The 21,493-nt window shown below is 65.8% G+C and carries 21 protein-coding genes; 14 read left to right on the top strand and 7 right to left on the bottom strand.

The features are described 5' to 3' along the window. Positions 1-11 precede the first annotated feature (11 nt). On the bottom strand, positions 12-1,445 hold the full coding sequence (locus J4O73_RS06490; protein WP_426215683.1) for a glutamate synthase subunit beta: 1,434 nt from the start codon (positions 1,443-1,445) through the stop codon (positions 12-14). Between the two features lie 106 nt (positions 1,446-1,551). After that, the gene (gltB, locus tag J4O73_RS06485) at positions 1,552-6,246 is read right to left on the bottom strand and encodes a glutamate synthase large subunit (protein ID WP_426215681.1); all 4,695 of its coding nucleotides are present in this window, start codon (positions 6,244-6,246) and stop codon (positions 1,552-1,554) included. A 500-nt stretch (positions 6,247-6,746) separates the two neighbouring features. On the opposite strand from gltB, the gene J4O73_RS06480 reads away from it, so the two are divergent. After that, positions 6,747-7,583, top strand: a complete 837-nt coding sequence (locus J4O73_RS06480) for a hypothetical protein (protein WP_426215680.1) — start codon at positions 6,747-6,749, stop codon at positions 7,581-7,583. A gap of 6 nt (positions 7,584-7,589) precedes the next feature. Here the strand turns inward: J4O73_RS06480 and fdhD are convergent, their stop codons facing one another. Beyond that, the gene (fdhD, locus tag J4O73_RS06475) at positions 7,590-8,375 is read right to left on the bottom strand and encodes a formate dehydrogenase accessory sulfurtransferase FdhD (RefSeq protein ID WP_426215678.1); all 786 of its coding nucleotides are present in this window, start codon (positions 8,373-8,375) and stop codon (positions 7,590-7,592) included. 235 nt (positions 8,376-8,610) lie between these two features. Between fdhD and coxB the strand changes: the two genes are divergently transcribed. The 10 genes from coxB to J4O73_RS06425 all read left to right on the top strand — a co-directional run bounded on the left by coxB (position 8,611) and on the right by J4O73_RS06425 (position 17,886). Continuing rightward, positions 8,611-9,450 carry a cytochrome c oxidase subunit II gene (coxB, locus tag J4O73_RS06470; protein ID WP_426215676.1) on the top strand — a complete coding sequence of 280 codons (840 nt, stop codon included), beginning with the start codon at positions 8,611-8,613 and terminating at the stop codon, positions 9,448-9,450. Positions 9,451-9,501: 51 nt separating this feature from the next. Next, complete coding sequence (ctaD, locus tag J4O73_RS06465) at positions 9,502-11,133, top strand: cytochrome c oxidase subunit I (protein ID WP_426215674.1); 1,632 nt, start codon at positions 9,502-9,504, stop codon at positions 11,131-11,133. A 203-nt stretch (positions 11,134-11,336) separates the two neighbouring features. Next, positions 11,337-12,272: a heme o synthase gene (locus J4O73_RS06460; RefSeq protein WP_426215673.1), complete on the top strand. Its 936-nt coding sequence runs from the start codon at positions 11,337-11,339 to the stop codon at positions 12,270-12,272. Positions 12,273-12,275: 3 nt separating this feature from the next. Further along, positions 12,276-12,443, top strand: a complete 168-nt coding sequence (locus J4O73_RS06455) for a hypothetical protein (protein ID WP_378975727.1) — start codon at positions 12,276-12,278, stop codon at positions 12,441-12,443. 10 nt (positions 12,444-12,453) lie between these two features. Next, complete coding sequence (locus tag J4O73_RS06450) at positions 12,454-13,071, top strand: cytochrome c oxidase assembly protein (RefSeq protein WP_426215671.1); 618 nt, start codon at positions 12,454-12,456, stop codon at positions 13,069-13,071. Between the two features lie 109 nt (positions 13,072-13,180). Further along, positions 13,181-14,038, top strand: a complete 858-nt coding sequence (locus tag J4O73_RS06445; protein ID WP_426215670.1) for a cytochrome c oxidase subunit 3 — start codon at positions 13,181-13,183, stop codon at positions 14,036-14,038. Between the two features lie 122 nt (positions 14,039-14,160). After that, a complete protein-coding gene (locus J4O73_RS06440) occupies positions 14,161-14,520 on the top strand; it encodes a DUF983 domain-containing protein (RefSeq protein ID WP_378966048.1) in 360 nt (119 codons plus the stop codon). Beyond that, on the top strand, positions 14,517-15,260 hold the full coding sequence (locus J4O73_RS06435; RefSeq protein ID WP_426215669.1) for an SURF1 family protein: 744 nt from the start codon (positions 14,517-14,519) through the stop codon (positions 15,258-15,260). The genes J4O73_RS06440 and J4O73_RS06435 overlap by 4 nt, the downstream gene beginning before the upstream one ends. A 234-nt stretch (positions 15,261-15,494) precedes the next feature. Next, positions 15,495-16,610 carry a dimethylsulfone monooxygenase SfnG gene (gene sfnG / locus J4O73_RS06430; protein WP_426215667.1) on the top strand — a complete coding sequence of 372 codons (1,116 nt, stop codon included), beginning with the start codon at positions 15,495-15,497 and terminating at the stop codon, positions 16,608-16,610. A 22-nt stretch (positions 16,611-16,632) separates the two neighbouring features. Beyond that, a complete protein-coding gene (locus tag J4O73_RS06425) occupies positions 16,633-17,886 on the top strand; it encodes an SfnB family sulfur acquisition oxidoreductase (protein ID WP_426215665.1) in 1,254 nt (417 codons plus the stop codon). A 65-nt stretch (positions 17,887-17,951) separates the two neighbouring features. On the opposite strand, the gene J4O73_RS06420 is transcribed toward J4O73_RS06425, so the two are convergent. The 3 genes from J4O73_RS06420 to J4O73_RS06410 form a co-directional block, all read right to left on the bottom strand. Then, complete coding sequence (locus J4O73_RS06420) at positions 17,952-18,839, bottom strand: cation diffusion facilitator family transporter (protein WP_426215664.1); 888 nt, start codon at positions 18,837-18,839, stop codon at positions 17,952-17,954. An 87-nt stretch (positions 18,840-18,926) separates the two neighbouring features. Next, positions 18,927-19,151, bottom strand: a complete 225-nt coding sequence (locus J4O73_RS06415; RefSeq protein ID WP_426215662.1) for a hypothetical protein — start codon at positions 19,149-19,151, stop codon at positions 18,927-18,929. A 4-nt stretch (positions 19,152-19,155) separates the two neighbouring features. Further along, positions 19,156-19,404: a hypothetical protein gene (locus J4O73_RS06410; RefSeq protein ID WP_426215660.1), complete on the bottom strand. Its 249-nt coding sequence runs from the start codon at positions 19,402-19,404 to the stop codon at positions 19,156-19,158. A gap of 169 nt (positions 19,405-19,573) precedes the next feature. On the opposite strand from J4O73_RS06410, the gene J4O73_RS06405 reads away from it, so the two are divergent. The 3 genes from J4O73_RS06405 to J4O73_RS06395 all read left to right on the top strand — a co-directional run bounded on the left by J4O73_RS06405 (position 19,574) and on the right by J4O73_RS06395 (position 21,046). Beyond that, a complete protein-coding gene (locus J4O73_RS06405; RefSeq protein WP_426215658.1) occupies positions 19,574-20,278 on the top strand; it encodes a glutathione binding-like protein in 705 nt (234 codons plus the stop codon). Positions 20,279-20,281: 3 nt separating this feature from the next. Beyond that, positions 20,282-20,674, top strand: coding sequence for a hypothetical protein (locus J4O73_RS06400; RefSeq protein WP_426215657.1), 393 nt, complete (start codon positions 20,282-20,284; stop codon positions 20,672-20,674). Positions 20,675-20,812: 138 nt separating this feature from the next. Next, positions 20,813-21,046, top strand: coding sequence for a hypothetical protein (locus J4O73_RS06395; RefSeq protein WP_426215655.1), 234 nt, complete (start codon positions 20,813-20,815; stop codon positions 21,044-21,046). A gap of 8 nt (positions 21,047-21,054) precedes the next feature. On the opposite strand, the gene J4O73_RS06390 is transcribed toward J4O73_RS06395, so the two are convergent. Continuing rightward, positions 21,055-21,492 carry a PTS sugar transporter subunit IIA gene (locus J4O73_RS06390; RefSeq protein ID WP_426215653.1) on the bottom strand — a complete coding sequence of 146 codons (438 nt, stop codon included), beginning with the start codon at positions 21,490-21,492 and terminating at the stop codon, positions 21,055-21,057. Position 21,493 lies beyond the last annotated feature (1 nt).

Raw genomic sequence — 21,493 nt, 5'->3', positions numbered from 1 at the left:
CCTGCCGCGCCTTAGCGCGGCAGGACGCTCGCGCCCATCAACGCCTCGTCGATGGCGCGGGCTGCTTGGCGGCCCTCGCGAATCGCCCAGACGACCAGGGACTGACCGCGGCGCATGTCGCCCGCCGCCCAGATCTTCGGATCGGAGGTGCGATAATCGTCCTCGTTCGCCGTGACGTTGCCGCGCTTGTCGACGGTGACGCCGGATTGCTCGACCAAACCCTTCTGGATCGAGCCAGCGAAGCCGATCGCCATGAAGACGAGATCGGCAGGCAGGACGAACTCGGTGCCGGGGATCGGCTGACGCTTGGCATCCACGCGGGCGCAGACGACGCCGGTCAGCACACCCTTCTTGTTGCCTTCGAGGCGCAGCGTCGCCGCCTGGAACTCGCGCTCCGCCCCTTCGGCCTGGCTGGACGAGGTCCGCATCTTAGTCGGCCAATAGGGCCACACGGTCAGCTTGTCCTCGCGCTCCGGGGGGCGGGGACGGATGTCGAGCTGCGTCACCGAGAGTGCGCCCTGGCGGAAGGCCGTGCCGACACAATCGGACGCGGTATCACCACCGCCGATGACGACGACATTCTTGCCGTTGGCGAGGATCGGCGCCTCGCCGTTGCCACGCATCGGCTCCTGGCCGACGCGGCGGTTCGACTGCACGAGGTAGGGCATCGCGTAATGGACGCCCTCCAACTCCTGCCCCGGCAGGTTCGGGTTGCGCGGATCCTCAGCGCCGCCGCAGAAGATCACCGCGTCGTATTCCGCCTTCAACTCATCGACAGGCTTCGTGACGCCAATATTCTGGTTGTAGTGGAAGACCACGCCCTCGGCTTCCATCTGCTTCACGCGCCGGTCGATGTGGCGCTTCTCCATCTTGAAGTCCGGGATACCGTAGCGCAGCAGGCCACCCGCCTTCGGCTCACGCTCGAACACGTGGACGGTGTGCCCAACGCGGGCGAGCTGCTGCGCCGCCGCCATGCCCGCCGGGCCGGAGCCAATCACGGCCACCCGCTTGCCGGTGCGGATTTCGGAGATCTCCGGCTTGATCCAGCCCATGTTCCAGGCGCGATCCGCGATGGCCTGCTCGATCGTCTTGATGGCGACCGGCTGGTTCTCGAGGTTCAGGGTGCACGCTTCCTCGCACGGCGCGGGGCAGATGCGGCCGGTGAACTCGGGGAAGTTGTTCGTGGAGTGGAGATTGCGCGAGGCTTCTTCCCAATCCGACTGGAAGACGAGGTCGTTCCAATCCGGGATCTGGTTGTGAACCGGGCAACCCGTCGGACCGTGGCAGAACGGGATGCCACAATCCATGCAGCGCGCCGCCTGCTTGGTCAGGTCATGCTCGTCCAGCGGAAGCGTGAACTCGCGGAAGTGCCGAACGCGGTCGGCGGCGAGCTGATACTTCTGCTCCTGCCGATCGAATTCGAGGAAGCCCGTGATCTTGCCCATCGATCAACCCTTGCGGCCGAGGCGGATCGTGCGGTCCGGTGGCCTAAGTAAAAATGCTGGCTGCGGCGCGCGGCCCTTTCCGCGCGCCGATTGATCGCGGTTCGGATTACTCCGCCGCCACCGGCATCCGCGCCATTTCCATCTCGCGCAGAGCCCGGCGGTACTCCACCGGCATCACCTTCACGAACTTGGTGCGGTAGGTCGCCCAGTCGTCGAGGATCGTCTTGGCCTTGGGGCTGCCCGTGTACTTGAGATGGTTGGTGATGAGCTGGCTGAGCCGCTCCTCATCGTGGCCCGACATGTCGGCCAGGATGTCGACCCGGCCCTTGGTCTCCAGGTCGCCATCTTGGTGGAAGCGACGCATCAGGTCGTCCTCCTCCTCGACGGGTTCCAGATCGACCATCGACAGGTTGCAGCGCTTCGAGAACGAGCCATCCTCGTCGAGCACGTAGGCGAGGCCGCCCGACATGCCCGCCGCGAAGTTGCGCCCGGTCTCGCCGATCGACACCACGACGCCACCGGTCATGTACTCACAGCCATGGTCGCCCATGCCTTCGACCACCGCGATGGCGCCCGAATTGCGCACGGCGAACCGTTCGCCCGCCGAGCCGCGAATGTAGCATTCGCCCGCGATGGCCCCGTAGAGCACCGTGTTGCCCGCCATGATCGTCCGCTCGGACGGGGCCTTGAGGGCGTCGCTCGGCCGGATGATCAGCTTACCCCCGGAGAGGCCCTTGCCGATGTAGTCGTTGCCGTGGCCCGTCAGTTCGAGCGTCACGCCCGCCGCCGTCCAGGCGCCGAAGCTCTGGCCGGCCGTGCCGGCAAGCTGCACCTTGATCGTATCGTCGGGCAGGCCCTCGTGGCCGTGGGCCTTGGCGACCTCGCCGGAGAGCATCGCGCCCGCCGCACGATCCGAGTTGCGGATCGTATCGGTGAGCACGACCGGCTCGCCGGTCTCGATGGCGTTGCGCGCGCCGGCGATGAGCCGCCGGTCGAGCACGTCGTCGATCGGGTGATGCTGGGTCTCGACGTGGCGGATCGCCATTTCGGGACCGACATCCGGCCTGTGGAACAGCTTGGTGAAGTCCAGGCCCCGCGCCTTCCAGTGCCGGATGGCCGCGACCTTATCGAGGAGGTCCGAACGGCCAACCACGTCCTCGAGCTTCGTGAAGCCGAGGGAGGCCAGGATCTCCCGGACCTCCTCCGCCACGAAGAAGAAGTAGTTCACCACGTGCTCGGGCGTGCCCTTGAAGCGCTTGCGCAGGACGGGATCCTGCGTCGCCACACCTACCGGACAGGTGTTGAGGTGGCACTTGCGCATCATGATGCAGCCCGCCGCGATCAACGGCGCGGTCGAGAAGCCCATCTGGTCGGCGCCGAGCAGGGCCGCGATCATCACGTCACGGCCGGTGCGAAGGCCACCATCCGCCTGAAGTGCGACGCGGCCACGCAAACCATTGAGCACCAGGGTCTGCTGGGTCTCGGCCAGCCCGGTCTCCCACGGGCCACCCGCGTGCTTCAGCGAAGTGAGCGGCGCCGCGCCCGTCCCCCCGTCGAAGCCCGAGATGGTGATGTGGTCCGCCCGCGCCTTGGCCACGCCCGCCGCGACGGTGCCGACACCGACCTCGGAAACGAGCTTCACCGACACGTCGGCCGACGGGTTCACGTTCTTCAGGTCGAAGATCAGCTGAGCGAGATCCTCGATCGAGTAGATGTCGTGATGCGGCGGCGGCGAAATCAGGCCGACGCCCGGCGTGGCGTAGCGGACCTTGGCGATCTTCGCATCGACCTTGTGACCGGGCAGCTGGCCACCTTCGCCGGGCTTGGCACCCTGGGCCACCTTGATCTGCATCATGTCCGAGTTGACGAGGTATTCCGTCGTCACGCCGAACCGGCCCGAGGCCACCTGCTTGATCGCGGACCGGCGCGAGCGCCCGTCCGGCAGCGGCTTGAACCGCTCGACTTCCTCACCGCCCTCACCCGAGTTCGAACGACCGCCGAACGAGTTCAACGCGATGGCCAGCGTCTCGTGCGCCTCCTTGGAGATGGAGCCATAGGACATGGCACCCGTGGCGAACCGCTTCACGATCTCGGCAGCGGGCTCGACCGAGTCGAGCGGCACAGGCGCCCGGCCGAGCTCCTCGGCGGACTTGATGCGGAACAGGCCCCGCAGGGTCTTGAGGTTGTTTTCCTGCTGGTTCACCAGCTTCGCGTATTCCCGGTAGCGCTCGGGCACATTCATGCGCACCGCGTGCTGCAGGGTCGCCACGGTGTCCGGCGTCCAGGTATGGACCTCGCCGCGCAGGCGGTAGGCGTACTCGCCGCCCACATCGAGCGCGTTCCGGTAAACCGGTGCATCACCGAAGGCATCGCGGTGACGACGCACCGTCTCCTCGGCGACTTCAGCCATGCCGACGCCCTCGATGGTCGTCGCCGTGCCGAAGAAGTCCCGGGCCACGAAAGCCGAGTTCAGGCCGACGGCATCGAAGATCTGCGCACCGCAATAGGACTGATAAGTCGAGATGCCCATCTTGGACATGACCTTCAGCAGGCCCTTATCGATCGCTTTGATGTAGCGATAGATGATCTCGTCGTCGGTCAGGTCCGGCGGGAACTCGTCCTTCATTTCGAGAAGGGTCTCGAAGGCGAGATACGGGTTGATCGCCTCGGCGCCATAGCCGGCGAGGCAGGCGAAGTGATGCACTTCGCGCGGCTCGCCCGACTCGACCACGAGGCCGACCGAAGTCCGCAGGCCCTTACGGATCAGGTAATTGTGAACGGCCGCCGTGGCGAGCAGCGCCGGGATCGGGATGCGATCCGGTCCGACCGCCCGGTCGGTGAGCACGATGATGTTGTAACCGCCACGCACCGCCGCCTCGGCTCGGTCGCAGAGCCGGTCCAGCGCGCCCTCCATGGCCGCCGCGCCGTTCTCGGCCGGGTAGGTCATATCGAGCGTCTTGGTATCGAACCGGTCCTCGAAATGACCGATGGAGCGGATCTTCTCCAGATCGCCGTTGGTCAGGATCGGCTGACGCACCTCGAGCCGCTTGCGGCGCGAGGCGCCTTCCATGTCGAGCAGGTTCGGCCGGGGGCCGATGAACGAGACGAGGCTCATCACGGCCTCCTCGCGAATCGGATCGATCGGCGGGTTCGTGACCTGCGCGAAGTTCTGCTTGAAATAGGTGTAGAGCAGCTTCGACTTCTCGGAGAGCGCCGAGAGCGGCGTATCCGTGCCCATGGAGCCGACCGCCTCCTGGCCGGTGACGGCCATGGGCTGCATCAGCAGCTTGAGGTCTTCCTGGGTGTAGCCGAAGGCCTGCTGGCGATCGAGCAGGTTCACGTCGCCGCGCGATTCGCGCGGCTGCACCGGGCGCAGGTCCTCCAGCACGATCTGGGTGTTCTTCACCCAATCGGCGTAGGGGTGCGCCTTGGCCAACTCGCCCTTGATCTCCTCGTCGGAGACGATGCGGCCCTTCTGCAGGTCGATGAGCAGCATCCGGCCCGGCTGGAGCCGCCAGGATTGCACGATCTTCTCGTCCGGGATCGGCAGGGTGCCAGCCTCGGAGGCGAGCACGACCAGCCCATCGTCCGTGACGATGTAGCGGGCCGGACGCAGACCGTTGCGATCGAGGGTGGCACCGATCTGACGGCCGTCCGTGAAGGCCACGGCGGCCGGACCGTCCCAGGGCTCCATCAGGGCGGCATGGTACTCGTAGAAGGCACGACGCTCCTCATCCATGAGCGGATTGCCCGCCCAGGCCTCGGGGATGAGCATCATCATCGCGTGAGCGAGCGGATAGCCGCCCATCACGAGGAATTCGAGCGCGTTGTCGAAGCAGGCCGTGTCGGACTGACCCTCGTAGGAGATCGGCCAGAGCTTCGAGATATCGTTGCCGAAGAGTTCTGAGTCGACGCTGGCCTGACGGGCGGCCATCCAGTTCACGTTGCCGCGCAGTGTGTTGATCTCACCGTTATGCGCAACGAAACGATAAGGGTGGGACAGGCGCCAGGTCGGGAAGGTGTTGGTGGCGAAACGCTGGTGGACCAGCGCCAGCGCCGACACGAACCGCTCGTCCTTCAGGTCAAGGAAGTAGTTCCCCAGCTGGTTCACCAGCACCATGCCCTTATAGACGATGGTGCGAGTCGACACGGAGACCGGATAGAACTCCTTCATCCGTTGGTCGTCGTGACCGTAGATCGTGTTCGAGATCGCCTTCCGGGCGACGTAGATCCGACGCTCGAACGCGTCCTGATCCGTCACCGATCCGGGGCGGCCGATGAACACCTGGCGGTGGCACGGCTCGGTCGCGAGCACGGCCTTGCCCAGATCGGTCGAATCGACCGGTACGTCGCGCCAGCCAAGCAGGGGCAGGCCTTCGGCGGCCAGCGTCGAGGCGACGATGCCTTCGATGACCCGGCGCGGCTGCTCGGCCTTCGGCAGGAAGAGCTGCGCGATGGCGTATTGCCCGGCGGGCGGAAGCTCAAAGCCGAGGCGCGAGCATTCCTCCGCGAAGAACGCGTGAGGAATCTGCGTGAGGATCCCGCAGCCATCGCCCATCTTCGGGTCCGCACCGACCGCGCCCCGGTGGTCGAGGTTCTCGAGGATCTTCAGACCCTGCTGCACGATCGAGTGGCTGCGGCGATCATGCATGTCCGCGATGAAACCGACGCCACAGGCGTCGCGTTCATGGGCAGGATTGTACGCGCCCTGAGCTTTGGGAAGCGCAGGGTCGCGCACGATCAGCGGCATCGCAGCGCCGCGGGGAGCGTTCGGCTCGGGGGCGTGTCCGCGTCCAGCCATGCTTCCTCTAGTCCCTTCCCTCGTCGCGAGCCGCGCCCGACCCTTCGGGTTCCGCGAGCAGGTTTCGTGCCTCGATACCACTTTCGACCGGCCGGGGTGCAAAAGACGCAGCGGGCCGCCCCATGTGGCGGAGCCCGGAGGCCCGGTCGCACAAGGCGGCGCGGTCTCTTCTCACGGCATTTGCGCCCGCGCGCGTCGCGCGACCGAGGCGAATGGGACAGTGCTACTGTCCTAAATCGCGAAGTTGGCAGATTGAAATGGTTTCAGCAAGGGCCCCAGCGCCTTGGGCCCCTTGCAACCAACAGCCGCATCCCGTCCGCATGGAGCAGCCTGCAGGCCTTCGCAATGTCGCCCGATTCCGCGGGTCTAAAGGCCGGGCCGAGCACAAGCGGCATGCGGGGCAACGACCTCGACGGCATGGCCGACGACCGGACACACCGGACGGGGCCATGCCAATACCGGATCACCCGGCCGGGTCTCCAGAATCGGGAACGAGTGTGATGAGCGTGAGCGCCAAGGCCTCGAACGCGAAGCCGCGGAACCGTGTCCTGCGCGCGGCACTCCTATCGGCGGGCCTATTGCTGACTTCGAGCCACCTCGCCGAGGCTCAAGGCTTCGCCGGATCTTTCTTCGAAGACGATGTTCTGCCGCCGCGCGTCATCGTGTGGCGTCTTGCCGACCGTGGTTTCACCGACATCCGCCGTCCGCGATTCGATGGTCGGGTCTATGTGGTCGATGCCGTCGGCCCGGCCGGGATGCCGGTCCGCGTCGTGGTCGATCCGGCGAGCGGTGCCATCATGGGTCGTCAACAAGGGCCGAGCCCGGAGGTCTACGCGCGTCTCGAACGGCCGCCGACCCTGGGAATGCCGGGCTATGGCTGGACGGAAGACGATGCGGTCCGCCCGCCGCAGCCTGCTCCCTACGAGTCCGGTCCCGCACTGCGTCAGTCTCGCAAACCCATTCCGGAGGCGTCCCGGCCGCTGGAGGGCAATCCGCTCGGCCTCAATCCCGATGGAGGCCACCGCGCCGAACCGCCGCGCAAGGTCGCCCGGACTAGCCCCACGCGGCAGCCGGAGAAGCCGTCGCTCGCGAAGGTGAGCCCCGTTGCACCCGCGCCGAAAACCGCTCCCGAAGCGGCTCCGTCAGCAACGGCGACGCCCGCCGCCACGACGAGCCCGGCCCCGGAGCCCAAACCCGTCGCCGCCACGACACCGCCGAAGCCGGATTGGAAGGACCCGCCTGCGGAGGGCAAGCGTAATGTCCGCGTGATCGGCGGGGCAACCGTTGTACCGGGCACACCCGACAAGGACGGCGACGCCGCCTCGCCGCAGCAATAATTCGCGTCAGTCGGAATTGCCCTTTAGCCTCTCGCCTCCTGTGAAGACGGTGAGGGAGTCGGAACGAGCGATGGCGCAAAGGGTGAGCCCGTGCGCCGTCGCGCGCTCAAGGGCCAACGAAGTCGGTGCGGAAATCGCCACGACGATCGCTGCGCCGAGACGGGCGGCCTTTTCCACCATCTCGAACGAGCAGCGGCTGGTGATCAGCAGAAAGCCCGTGGCCGGGTCGGTGCCATCGCGCATCAGGGCTCCGATCAGCTTGTCCAGGGCATTGTGGCGTCCGACATCCTCGCGCACCACGTGAATGGTCCCATCAAGCCGCGCCCAGGCGGCTGCGTGGACCGCACGCGTCACGGCACCGAGCTGCTGTTCTGCGTCCAATCCTGCAAGCGCCTTCGCAATTGCCGATACGGAGACCGTCACGGACGGCGCGAGCCGCGTTTCGGCGCGGGGGATCGCGGCGAGGTCCTCGATCCCGCAGACACCGCAACCCGTGCGGCCGCTGATCGCGCGCTTGCGTGCCAAATGCTCGCGCAGGCGGCCGGGCGCGAGTTCGACTAAAAGGCGAAGGCCGTCTTCCACAGCCTCGACGCTGACCTCACGGATCTCCGCAGCATCCTCGACGATGCCTTCGGTCAAGCTGAAGCCGTAGGCAAAATCCTCGAGATCCCCGGGTGTGGCCATCATCACCGCATGCGGCACGCTGCCGTAGACGAGATTGACCGGCGCCTCGACCGCGAGGGGTCTCGATCCGGGGCGAAACTGCTGACCCACGTAGTCGACGACTAGCATGGGGGCATCGATCGCACGAAGCGGTCCGTGTTGCTGATCGGCGACGCTTCCGGCCTCTTGAAAGCCTTCCATGCGACGCTTGGGTGGTTGCACCGGGAACGTCCTTGTGATCTGAAGCCACTCGCGGAAGCTCGGTCAGCGACAGGTCGAGCCATCCGTCAGGTCGGCGATGGTTCCCGCACAGTCAAGATGGGGCAGTCGACATGGGGCAAATGGACGGGGAGCCATGAGAGGAATGCGTAAGGTGCGGACGTTCACCAGGTCATGCTCGGCCTTACCGTTCCTCGGCGCATTACTTGCCGGCACGGTACCGGCTTCGGCCGCCGGGTTCGGACAACCTGTTCCGTGGGAAATGAGCCGGCAGATCCCGGTCACCGAGAATGCCCGCGACATCCTGAATTTCGAGATCGGCCTGCACTGGATCTCGTTCGCGATCTCCCTCTTCGTGCTGGGTCTGATCCTTTGGTGCATCTTCCGCTTCGGCGAGAAGCGGAACCCGACGCCGTCGCGCTTCACCCATAACACCGCCATCGAGGTCGCCTGGACCATCGTTCCGGTGCTGATCCTGGTCGCCGTCGCGATCCCCTCCTTCCGCCTGCTCCGCACGCAGCTCTCGGACCCCAAGGCGGACATGATCGTGAAGGTCATCGGTCACGCTTGGTACTGGTCCTACGAGTATCCGCAGACCGAGCAGGGCGGCGGCTTCACGTTCGATGCCAACCTCGACGAGGATAAGCAGCCCCGCCTGCTTCAGACCGATAACGAGATGGTCGTTCCGGTCGGCAAGATCGTGAAGATCCAAGTCACCGCCACCGACGTGCTGCACTCCTGGGCGATGCCCGCCTTCGGCTTCAAGATCGACGCCGTCCCCGGCCGCCTGAACCAGATGTGGTTCAAGGCCGAAAAGGAAGGCACGTTCCACGGCCAGTGCTCCGAGCTGTGCGGTCAGCGCCACGCCTACATGCCGATCGTCGTGCGTGTCGTGAGCGAACAGGCCTACGCGGACTGGCTGAAGGAGGCCAAGACCAAGTACGCCGCTATCGACAACGGCAAGAGCTTCGCCGAGGCGCGCTGACCCGCGCCCGCATCCCGCAACGCAATCGTTCACCCTTAAGGCACGTCTCAGATGGCAACACACGCCACCCATGCCGGGGCTCACGACGCCCACGACCACCATATGCCGGGGTTCTTCGCCCGCTGGTTCCTCTCCACGAACCATAAAGACATCGGCACGCTGTACCTGCTCTTCGCGTTCTGCGCGGGCATGATCGGCGCCTTCCTCTCCTTCGGCATCCGCATGGAGATGGAACAGCCCGGTCTGCAGTACTTCTCCAACCCCGCGACCTATAACGTCTTCGTCACGGGCCACGGCCTCATCATGGTGTTCTTCATGGTGATGCCCGCCCTGATCGGCGGCTTCGGGAACTGGTTCGTACCGCTGATGATCGGCGCGCCGGACATGGCGTTCCCGCGCATGAACAACATCTCGTTCTGGCTCACCGTGGCGGGCTTCTGCTCGCTGCTGTGCTCGCTCTTCGTCGAAGGCGCTCCCGGCGCCAGCGGCGCGGGCACGGGCTGGACGGTGTATCCGCCGCTCTCGACCGCCGGCCATCCCGGCCCGGCCGTCGACTTCGCGATCTTCGCCCTGCACCTCTCGGGTGCCGGCTCGATCCTCGGCGCGATCAACTTCATCACCACCATCCTGAACATGCGCGCCCCCGGCATGACGCTGCACAAGATGCCGCTCTTCGCCTGGGCCGAGCTGGTCACCGCCTTCCTGCTCCTGCTCTCGCTGCCGGTGCTCGCGGGCGCAATCACGATGCTGCTCACCGACCGTAACTTCGGCACGACCTTCTTCGATCCGGCCGGCGGTGGCGATCCGATCCTGTACCAGCACCTGTTCTGGTTCTTCGGTCACCCCGAAGTGTACATCATGATCCTGCCGGCCTTCGGCATCGTGTCCCACATCATCGCCACGTTCTCGCGGAAGCCGGTGTTCGGCTACCTCGCGATGGCGTACGCGATGGTCGCGATCGGTGTCGTCGGCTTCGTGGTGTGGGCTCACCACATGTACACTGTCGGCCTGTCGCTCCAGACGCAGTCGTACTTCGTCTTCGCGACCATGGTCATTGCCGTGCCGACCGGCGTGAAGATCTTCTCCTGGATCGCGACCATGTGGGGCGGTTCGATCCGCTTCACTGCCGCGATGCATTGGGCGGTGGGCTTCATCTTCCTCTTCACCGTCGGCGGCGTGACCGGCGTGGTGCTCGCCAACTCGGCGGTCGATAAGTACCTCCACGATACCTACTACGTCGTCGCGCACTTCCACTACGTGCTGTCGCTCGGCGCCGTGTTCGTCATCTTCGCCGGTGTCTACTACTGGTTCCCGAAGATGACGGGCCGCATCATTCCGGAATGGGCTGGCAAGCTGCACTTCTGGCTGGCCTTCATCGGAGCGAACGTCCTGTTCTTCCCGATGCACTTCCTGGGTCTTGCAGGCATGCCGCGTCGTTACGCCGACTACCCGGAGGCCTTCGCGGGCTGGCACAAGGTGTCGACCTACGGCGGCCACATCTTCGGCCTCGGCATGTTCGTCTTCATCATCGGCGTCGTCCTGGCCTTCCGCTCCAAGGAGCGTGCTGCGGACAACCCGTGGGGCGAGGGTGCCACCACCCTGGAGTGGACCCTGTCCTCTCCCCCGCCCTTCCACCAGTTCGAGACGCTGCCTCGCATCGTCGACGAGCCGGGCGCTCACTAAGCACCAGAAGCCGGGGGCCGCTTGCGGCCCCCGCCCTTCCCCGGAGGCCGCCCGAGAGCGACCTCCCGGCAAGGGCGCCCCGGGGCCAATGCCGGGGGACGAGGGTCTCAGAACCCCGACACCTTGAACCGACTAGATCGATAGACAGGATTCCGTTGCGCGAGCCCGCGTGCGGGATCGCGGGCCGAACAGCAGCGGACCTGATGACAAGCGCCACCACTTCGTTGAACCACGCCGACACCACCGTCGGCGGCGACGTTCCGGACTACTTCGCGCTCCTGAAGCCGCGGGTGATGGTGCTCGTGATCTTCACGGCACTGGTCGGGATGAGCGTGTCGCATGGCCATGTCTCCCCGGCCATCGGGGCGATTTCGCTGTTCGCCATCGCGGTCGGCGCGGGCGCGTCGGGCTGTCTCAACATGTGGTGGGATGCCGACATCGACGCCGTGATGACGCGCACGGCCGGGCGTCCGATCCCGGCTGGCAAGATCACCCCCGGCGAGGCCTTGGGCTTCGGCTTGTTCCTCTCCGTCGCGTCCGTCCTGGTGTTGGGGCTTGCAGCGAACTGGCTTTCGGCCGCGCTGCTGGCGTTCACCATCGTGTTCTATGCCGTGATCTACTCGATGTGGCTGAAGCGGGCGACCGCGCAGAACATCGTCATCGGCGGTGCCGCGGGCGCCCTGCCGCCGGTGATTGGTCAGGCCGTGGTGGCGGGCCATGTGGGGATCGAGTCCCTCGTCCTCTTCGCGATCATCTTCATCTGGACGCCGCCGCACTTCTGGGCGCTCGCGCTGATTAAGGCCGGTGAGTACGCCCGGGCCGGTATCCCGATGATGCCGAACGTCGCCGGGCCGGACTCCACCCGCCGCCAGATCGTGTGGTATTCGCTCTTCCTCTTCCCCCTCGGTCTCGCGCCGGTAGCCCTGGGTTTCGGCGGCTGGCTCTATGCCGTCGTAAGCACGGTGGGCGGCCTCGGCATGGTGGCATTCAGCGTGCGCGTCCTGAAGAACCGTACGGGCGAAGCCGAGAAGAAGGCGGCCATGGGCATGTTCGGCTTCTCGATCCTCTACCTCTTCGCGCTGTTTTCGGCGCTTCTCGCCGAGCAGAGCCTCGGCCTGTTCCGCGCAGTCGTGGCCTAAGCCATGATGCCCGATCCCAAGATCGAGTACCGGCCGCTCACACCCGAGGAAGAGGCTCGCCGCCGGAAGCGTTCGGTGGCGATCGCTCTGGCGCTCGGCGCAATGGTCCTGCTGTTCTTTGTGCTGACCATCGCCAAGCTTGGACCGCAGGTCCTCAACCGGCCGCTCTGAGGGAGATGCGATGACAGCCCCCTCCCCCCGGCCTTCGACCCCACGCGGCGCGGCACGCACAGCCATTCTTTGCGGCGGGCTCGCCATCGGCATGGTCGGCCTCGCCTATGCGTCGGTCCCGCTCTACGACGCCTTCTGCAAGGCGACAGGCTACGATGGCACGCCGCGCCAGGGGCCTGCCTTGTCCGTCGCCGCGGCGCGCAGCGACGACAGCATGGTCGTCCATTTCGACACCAACGTCGCGCCCGGCCTGCCCTGGAAGTTTGCGCCTGAGCAGAACCAAGTCGAGGCGAAGCTCGGTGAGACCAAGACGGTGTTCTTCCGCGTGAAGAACACCGGCGACAAGCCCACGGCCGGCGTCGCGACCTTCAACGTCCAGCCCGGCCTGATGGGCGGATACTTTGTGAAGGTGGCCTGCTTCTGCTTCAATGAGCAGATGCTGCAGCCGGGCGAGACGATAGACGTGCCGGTCGTCTTTTACATCGACCCGGCCGTGCGGGACGATTCGAACACGGCGCATCTTTCCGAGATGACGCTGTCGTACACGTACTTTGCCTCCAAGAACGGCCAACCGGTGACCGCTGCGGTCGCCAACACGGCCGCTTCGGGGACGAAGCGCGATTTCTGATCGCGAGTGCGTGACATTGAGGGGCCGTAGCGATTAAAGCTGCGGGTAAGCTGGGCAAGAGCGGTGGTGCCGAAAGGGCTTACACCGCCGGGCGAGGAGCGACGGGACGATGGCTGAGGCGCACGCCAAGAATCACGACTTCCATATCCTCAACCCAAGTCCGTGGCCGTTGCTCGGTGCGTTCTCCGGATTTCTCATGGCGTTCGGCGCCGTGTTCTGGATGAAGAACATGCAGATCGGGACGCTGAGCCCCGGCCCGTACGTGTTCGGCATTGGCACCGTCGGCGTGCTCTACACGATGTACTCGTGGTGGAAGGACGTCGCCCACGAGGCCGATGCCGGCGACCACACCCGCGTCGTGCAGCTTCACCACCGTTACGGCATGATGATGTTCATCGCCTCCGAGGTGATGTTCTTCGTCGCGTGGTTCTGGGCCTTCTTCGAAGCCGCCCTCTACACCGCCGATCCGATCCAGATCTCGCGCGTGGAGTTCACGGGCGGCACGTGGCCCCCGAAGGGCATCGAGGCGTTTGACCCGTGGCACCTGCCGCTGCTCAACACCCTGATCCTTCTCACCTCGGGCACCACCATCACCTGGGCGCACCACGCCCTGCTGAACGGCGACCGCAAGGGCCTGAAGTATGGCCTGTGGCTGACGATCGTCCTCGGCGTCATCTTCACGGCCTGCCAGGCCTACGAGTACGCCCATGCCGAGTTCGGCTTCTCGGGCAGCATCTACTCGTCCACCTTCTTCATGGCGACGGGCTTCCACGGCGCCCACGTCATCATCGGCACCATCTTCCTGGCTGTCTGCCTGATGCGCGCCTATGCCGGTTCGTTCACGCCCAAGCAGCATCTCGGCTTCGAGTTCGCCGCTTGGTACTGGCACTTCGTCGATGTCGTGTGGCTGTTCCTCTTCGCCGCCATCTATGTGTGGGGCTCGGGCATCGGCCACGCCGCGCACTGAAGCGAACGCCCTTGGCGACGGTTTCGATGTAGACGACGCATGACGGGGCGGCTTCGGCCGCCCCTTCTTCGTTTGGCGGCGATCGGCTATCCGGCTGCAGACCCGTTGTGAGTGGGATCATCATGCCAACGCCTCCGCCGATCCCGACAGGCCTGCGCGGCGCTTGCCCGCGTTGTGGCGAAGGCCACCTGTTCCAGGGCTTCCTCGCCCTCCGGCCACGCTGCGAAGCCTGCAATCTCGACTATTCGAGCTTCGATTCGGCTGACGGTCCGGCTTTCTTCGTCATGTCGATCGTCGGCCTCATCGTGGTCGGCACGGCCCTGTGGCTCGAGGTCACCTACGAACCGCCGATGTGGGTGCACGCTCTGGTGGCGGGTACGCTTTCAATCGGTCTGAGCCTGATGCTGGTTCGCCCCCTCAAGGGGCTGCTCATTGCGCTTCAGTACAAGAACAAGGCCGAGCAGGGCCGCTTCGAGCCGTGAGCGGGGTTCGGCCCGGTGCGTGGCGCAGCCTCTTCGGGCCGGGCGTCGCAGCTCTGATCGCTCTGGCGATCCTGATCGGCCTCGGCGTCTGGCAGGTGGAGCGGAGGGCCTGGAAGCAGGATCTCATCGCGCGGATCATCAGCCAGTCGAAGGCCGAACCCGTCGCGCCGCCTGCCGCGTCTGATTGGAACCCCACGACGGACGAGTTCCGGCACGTCCGCGTTACGGGCCGCTTCCTGAACGACAAGGAGACGCTGGTTCACGGCCTCGCGGCGGGCGAGACGCCGGGCCGTGCTCTCCAGGGCTACTACGTCCTCACCCCGCTCGAACGCGACGGTGGCGGCACCGTGCTCATCAATCGCGGCTTCGTTCCGACCGAGTTGAAAGCGCAGAAGGACCGCGCTTCCGGTTTGGTCGAGGGCGAGACGAGCGTCACCGGCATCCTTCGGGCGAGCGAGCCGCGCGGAATGTTCGTGCCTGCGCCCGATCCGGCGAAGGGCGAATGGTTCAACCGCGACGTGCCAGGTATCGCAGCCTCACGGGGGCTCGGGGACGTTGCGCCCTATTTGATCGAGGCCGATGCCGTGCCGGGCCAGACCTCGTGGCCACGCGGCGGTCAGTTGCGCGTCGATCTGCCGAACAACCACCTGCAATACGCTTTCACGTGGTTCGGCATCGCCGCCTGCCTCGTCGGTGTCTTCGGGGTGTTCGCGTGGCGTCGACTGCACGACCCGGCCTGAACCACCCTTAATCTGCATACATTCTGACAGAAAAACAAAGCGCCCTCACGCGAGCGCGGGCCGTGGCATGTCGTTTCCAGGCATGGCTTGAAAAGAGCTATTCATTCCTTTGACCACTAGGATGAAGCTCGCGATAATTCTGCTGTCAGATCGATAGAAGTACTTCTGCAGCGCTCCACGCCTTGGGTGCAATTGCGATACTGTACTTCTTGCAGTAAGAGGATGTCTCCGAAGATGACGATCCGCAGCGATCAAACGTCCGAGCCCGTGCGCTTCGCCTATTGGGTTCCGAATGTATCCGGAGGGCTCGTCGTCAGCCGAATCCCTCAGCGCACGAGTTGGGACGCTGGCTACAACCGCAAGCTTGCGCAGATCGCTGAGGAGGCGGGCTTCGATTACGCGCTGACTCAGATCCGCTTCACTGCCGGGTACGGCGCCGAGTACCAGCATGAATCGGTCGCTTTCAGCCAGGATCTTCTGGCTCATACCAGCAAGCTGAAGGTGATTGCGGCCCTTCTGCCGGGCCCCTGGAACCCGACGCTCGCGGCCAAGCAGATCGCCACGATCTCTCAGCTGTCGAAAGGACGTATCGCAGTCAACATCGTGTCTGGATGGTTCGCGGGCGAGTTCCGGGCCATTGGCGAACCTTGGCTCGACCATGATGAGCGCTACCGCCGCTCGGAAGAGTTCATCCGCGCCCTGCGGGGAATCTGGACGCAGGACAATTTTACCTTCCGCGGCGACTTCTATCGTTACACGAACTACACATTGAAGCCGAAGCCCGCTGATCCGCAGCCGGAAATCTTCCAAGGCGGCTCGTCGCGCGCGGCGCGGGACATGGCGGCGCGAGTCTCCGATTGGTACTTCACCAACGGCGCCACCCCGGTCGAATTGCGCAAGCAGGTTGATGACATCCGGGCCAAGTCGGTCGAGTTCGGCAACAGGCCGAAGATCGGTGTGAACGCCTTCGTCATCGCGCGCGATACCGAAGAAGAAGCCCGCGCCGTCCTCGATGACATCATCGCTCAGGCCGATCCCGAGGCCGTGAAGGCCTTTGGACACGAGGCGAAGAATGCCGGCAAGGCGAGCCCGGAGGGTGAGGGCAACTGGGCGAAATCCACTTTCGAGGATCTCGTTCAATACAATGACGGCTTCCGCACCAATTTGATCGGCACGCCGGATCAGATCGCCGAGCGCATCGTCGCCCTGAACGATGCGGGTGCCGACCTGATCCTCCTCGCCTTCCTGCACTTCCAGGAGGAGGTCGCGTATTTCGGCCGCGAGATCCTACCCCGGGTCCGCGCCCTTGAAGCCGCCCGCGAGGCGGCGCCCGCCGCGGCGGCGGCTTGATCCACGCGGCAGGGAGAGAGCCATGACCATCGCCGTCGATGTCCAAGCCCTCGGCACCAGCGTGGGCGGGGTGCCCGGCCCCGTGAAAGCCGAGGCGCCGGCCCATGTGATCCGCGACGATGCGGAGGCGATTGCGGTCGCCGCCGCCCTGGCGGCGGATTTCCGCAAGGGCGCGTCCGAGCGCGACCGCCATGCGACGCGCCCTTTACTAGAGCTGGATGCCTTCTCGCAGAGCGGCCTCTGGTCCATCAATGTGCCGCGGGCCTATGGCGGGCCCGGCGTGTCCTATCGGACGCTGGCGCGGGTCGTCGCCATCATCTCGGCGGCCGATCCATCCATCGGCCAGATCGCCCAGAACCATCTCGGCATCGTCGCCGCGATCCAGACGGTGTCGGACGAGGATCAGAAGCATCTGCTGTTCGGGGAGGTGCTGCGGGGCGTCCGCTTCGGCAACGCCTTCTCGGAGCGTGGCACCAAGCGCGCTGCCGATTTCGAGACGCGTTTCGTCGATGACGGCGACCACGTCGTGGTGCGCGGGCAAAAGTTCTACTCGACCGGGGCGCTCCTCGCCCATCTCGTGCCCATCGTCGCCGTCGATGGCGAGGGGCGCGCATGGTACGCCATCGCGGAGCGTGACGCGCCGGGTCTGACGGTGATCGACGATTGGTCCGCCTTCGGCCAGCGCGGAACAGCGAGCGGTACAGTGCTGATCGAGGATGTGCGCGTACCGAAAACGCACCTCGTCCCGGCCTGGAAAGGCTATGAGGGACCGCGCACCGATGGCGCGGTGTTTCAGATCATCCAGGCGGCGATCGATGCCGGGATCGGCCGTGCCGCGCTGGATGATACCATCGCCTTCGTGCGTGAAAAGGCCCGGCCCTGGATCGACAGCGGCCAGGACCGCGCCTCGGACGACCCCTATACGATCCACGCGATCGGAGACCTGACCATCCGCCAGCACGCGGCCGAAGCCCTGCTCGACCGGGCGGGGGATGCGCTAAATGCAGCCATCGCCGCACCGGATGCCGAGAGCGTGGCGGCAGCGCAGCTTGCGGTGGCTGAGGCCAAGGTTCTCACCACCGAAATCGCGCTGGCGGCGTCGAACAAATTGTTCGAACTAGCCGGGACGCGCTCGACCCTCGCGGCCGAGAATCTCGATCGGCATTGGCGCAACGCCCGCACCCACACGCTGCACGATCCGGTGCGGTGGAAATACGCGATCGTCGGAAACCACGCCCTCAATGGGGTGAACCCGCCGTTCCACGCCTGGAGCTGATACCCTCGCGGCACGCATGAACGAGGACGAGCGCCCCGGTCAACCGGCCGGGGCGCTCGACTTTTCTAGAGGACAGGCAGGCCGCGTGCCTTGGCCTTGTCGCCCGGCTCGACATGGATCGTCACCACCGTGCCGGGAATGGTCGTCTCCAAGGCATTCTCTATCCGGTCGCAGATCGTGTGCGACTCAGCGACCGTCATGTCGCCCGGCACGACGAGGTGGAAATCCACGAAGGTCGCGCGGCCAGCCGAGCGCGTCCGCACGTCGTGGGCTTCCAGGGCGCCCTCCCCGTATTGCGAGATGACCGAACGCACTTGGTGCAGCACCTCCGGCGAGGCGGCCTTGTCCATCAACCCATCCACCGACTCGCGCACCATGCGGTAGCCGGAAAACAGAATCTGCAGGGCAACCAGCCCGGCGATGATCGGATCCAGCGTCGGTATGCCGGTGTACCAGACTGCCGCCACGCCCCCGAGCACGCCGATCGAGGTCAGCACGTCGGAGAAGATGTGCCGCGCGTCGGCGATCAGGGCAGGCGAACGCCATGCACGCCCCCAGCGCATCAGCGCCCAGGCCCAAACGGCGTTGATCGCCCCGGCAAGGCCATTGACGGCCAAGCCGGCGATCGGAGCGTCGAGCGGCTTCGGATCGAGGAAGCCGAAATATGCCTCCTTGAGGATCAGCAGGGCGGCGACGATGATCAGCGCCCCCTCGATCACCGCCGAAAAGAACTCGGCCTTATGGTGTCCGTAGGGATGGTCTTCGTCGGCCGGTTGGGCCGCGATGCGGAGCGCGATGAACGCCCCGGCGGCCGCGACCACGTTGATGATGCTTTCCAACGCATCGGAATAGAGCGCGAGGCTCCCGGTGAGCCACGCGGCGTAGAATTTCAGCGCGGTGACGGCGACGCCGATACCTGCGCTGAGCAGGGCGGCTTGCTGCGAGCGTTCCATGGTCGGACCGGTTTGCGGGACGCGGGCTCCATATCCGACGTACCCCCCGGAAGACCATGGCAAAGCTTGGAGCGCGGGTGATACCGTTTAGCCTTGGCTCATTTGTGCCTCGCCACCGGTTCGCGCAGCCTCACGGATGCGGCTGCGCTCGGCCTGCTCGCGGGCCTTCGCCGCCTTTCGGGCAAGGCGCCGCTTTTCCCAGCCGAAGCGTGCCTTCGCGCTCAAGGCATCGAGGCGCGCGGCCTCGCGCGACCAGAAATCCACCAATTGACCGTCGAGGGTCACGCGCGGGCGCGAGGCTGTCCCGTCCATCCTCTCACTCCTTCGGTGCGGGGGGCTCGCTCGTCTCCTCGACGGTGAGGGCGTCGGGATCGCTGCGAAAGCTGCCGAGACCGGCATTGGGCACCGGCACGGCGGGGCTGCCATAGGGCTCGCTCGGATAGGCTTCCTCGAAGCGTGCCCGCGCATCCTCCGGGCCCTCAGCCTTTAGGACGATCTGCTCACGACCCGGCAGGGGCCATCGCGGATCGGCGGGGTCACGCGGACGCACGGCGTACCAGGGCATGGGCTCTTGTCCTCGGGTCGCGGGCCCGCCGGTTGGCGGGTTGCCGCGACGACAGGAGAAAGTCCTCCGGGCGCATTCGGTTCGGCCCGCTTGATCCAAGCCGCCTTCCGTCCCACCTCCCCCGCGTCAGGAGCCGGGCCGGATCGAAGGCCTGCAACGAGGACGTGCGATGATCGACTTGTACTACTGGCCCACGCCGAACGGCCACAAGATCACGATGTTCTTGGAGGAGGCCGACCTCCCCTACACGATCAAGCCGGTGAACATCGGCAAGGGCGAGCAATTCAACCCGGACTTCCTCAAGATTGCGCCGAATAACCGGATGCCGGCCATCGTGGATCACGAGCCTAAGGGCGGTGGGACCATGAGCCTATTCGAATCCGGCGCCATCCTGCTCTACCTCGCGGAGAAGACCGGGAAGTTCCTGCCGCAGGAGATGTGCGGGCGATACGAGGCCCTGCAATGGCTGTTCTGGCAGATGGGCGGCCTCGGCCCGATGCTCGGACAGAACCACCATTTCAGCCAGTACGCGCCGGAGAAGATCGACTACGCGATCAAGCGATACGTCAACGAGACCAACCGGCTCTACGGCGTGCTCGATCGGCGCCTCGCCGACCGTGAATTCATCGCCGGCGCCGAATATTCGATCGCCGATATGGCCTCCTATCCCTGGATCGTCCCGTGGGAGAAGCAGGGCCAGAACCTCGATGAGCACCCTCACCTGAAGCGGTGGTTCCACGCCATTGCCGAGCGCCCCGGCACGAAGGCGGCTTACGCGCATGCTCCGAAGATCAATCCGGATTTCGGGAAGACCATGAGCGAGGATGCCAAGAAGATCATGTTTGGGCAGACCGCCACCAGCAACAAGGGCTGAGTGATGCGCCGGGCTCACCTTCCGGCGCTCGCGATGGCGCTCTGTGTCGTGGGCCATGCCCCAGCGGCACGGAGCGCCCCCGCCAACACCCTGAAGGACCTGTGGGCCTATCTCGGTCGCTGCGTGACGATCGAGGGCGCGTCTCCCGGGGCAGCCGGATCCGAGGTGACGGTGCTATTCAGCGTAAAGCGCGATGGCTCGTTGAACGGCAAGCCACGCATCGCGCATTCCCGACTTCTGGGGAGCGAGGAGGACCAACGCTCCTTCATCGGCGCGGCACTCGGCGCCGTGTCACGCTGTCTGCCTGCGGACATCACCGACGGTCTGGGTGGGGCCATCGCAGGGCGTCCCCTCAGGGTGCGGCTCACCAGCGGCAAGCCGGAGCGGTCGCTCTGAGACGGCGAGGGCCGCGGAATGTGCGTTTCCTCACGGCTTACTCATGCGGGGCGGGCTTTACCTCCCTCGAACCCTCATGGTGTTCGCCTCAGCTTATGGGTGCGGCCCCATCGAGGACCGCGTGAACCCCCTCAGACGATGTTGCCCTCCCTTACCGTCAGCGATCTCCGCGCCCACTCCGCCGGGATCGAGGAAAACCGCTTTGTCATCGGCCAGGATGCCCATGGGCGCTGGGTCGCCCTGGAGGTCCATGGGCGCGGCGGCGGCTTGTTCCGGGATCGTCAGGCTGCGTGGCATTACGCTGCGGCCGAGACCGGGCGGCGGCCCGACGCCGTGTCCGTGTCAGGCGGCCTGATCGAGCTCCGAACCTGAAACGCGCTCTACTCGCACGCCAACGCGCGAAGCGTGGCGGCGTCCCGCGCCCCGCGCAAGGATGCCGCCAAGTCCCGATCACGCAGCCGCCGGGCGACTTCGGCCAGAGCGGCCGAGCCGTCGCTTTGGGGATCGGTGGGCAGAAGCAGCATGACGACGAGGTCGACAGGCGCGTCGTCAATGGCTTCGAAGGCGATCGGCTCACGCAGCCGCGCGAGGATGCCGTAGGGCCTTGCGATGGCATCAAGCCGCGCATGGGGGAGGCCGATACCCTGCCCGATGCCGGTGGAGCCCAGATCCTCCCGGTGGAACAGGGCAGAAGCGATCATCTCAGGATCGAGCCCCAACGCCGCGCTCGCACGGCGGGCCAGGGCATCCAACAGGGCTCGCTTGGTCGGCGCGCGCAGGCCGACGAGCATGTCCTCGGCCGCGAAAATCTCGTCCATC

Origin of the sequence: Methylobacterium sp. NFXW15 (assembly GCF_049887755.1) — a bacterium.
In the GTDB taxonomy this organism is placed as follows: domain Bacteria; phylum Pseudomonadota; class Alphaproteobacteria; order Rhizobiales; family Beijerinckiaceae; genus Methylobacterium.
This window is presented reverse-complemented; position numbering and strand designations above follow the sequence as displayed.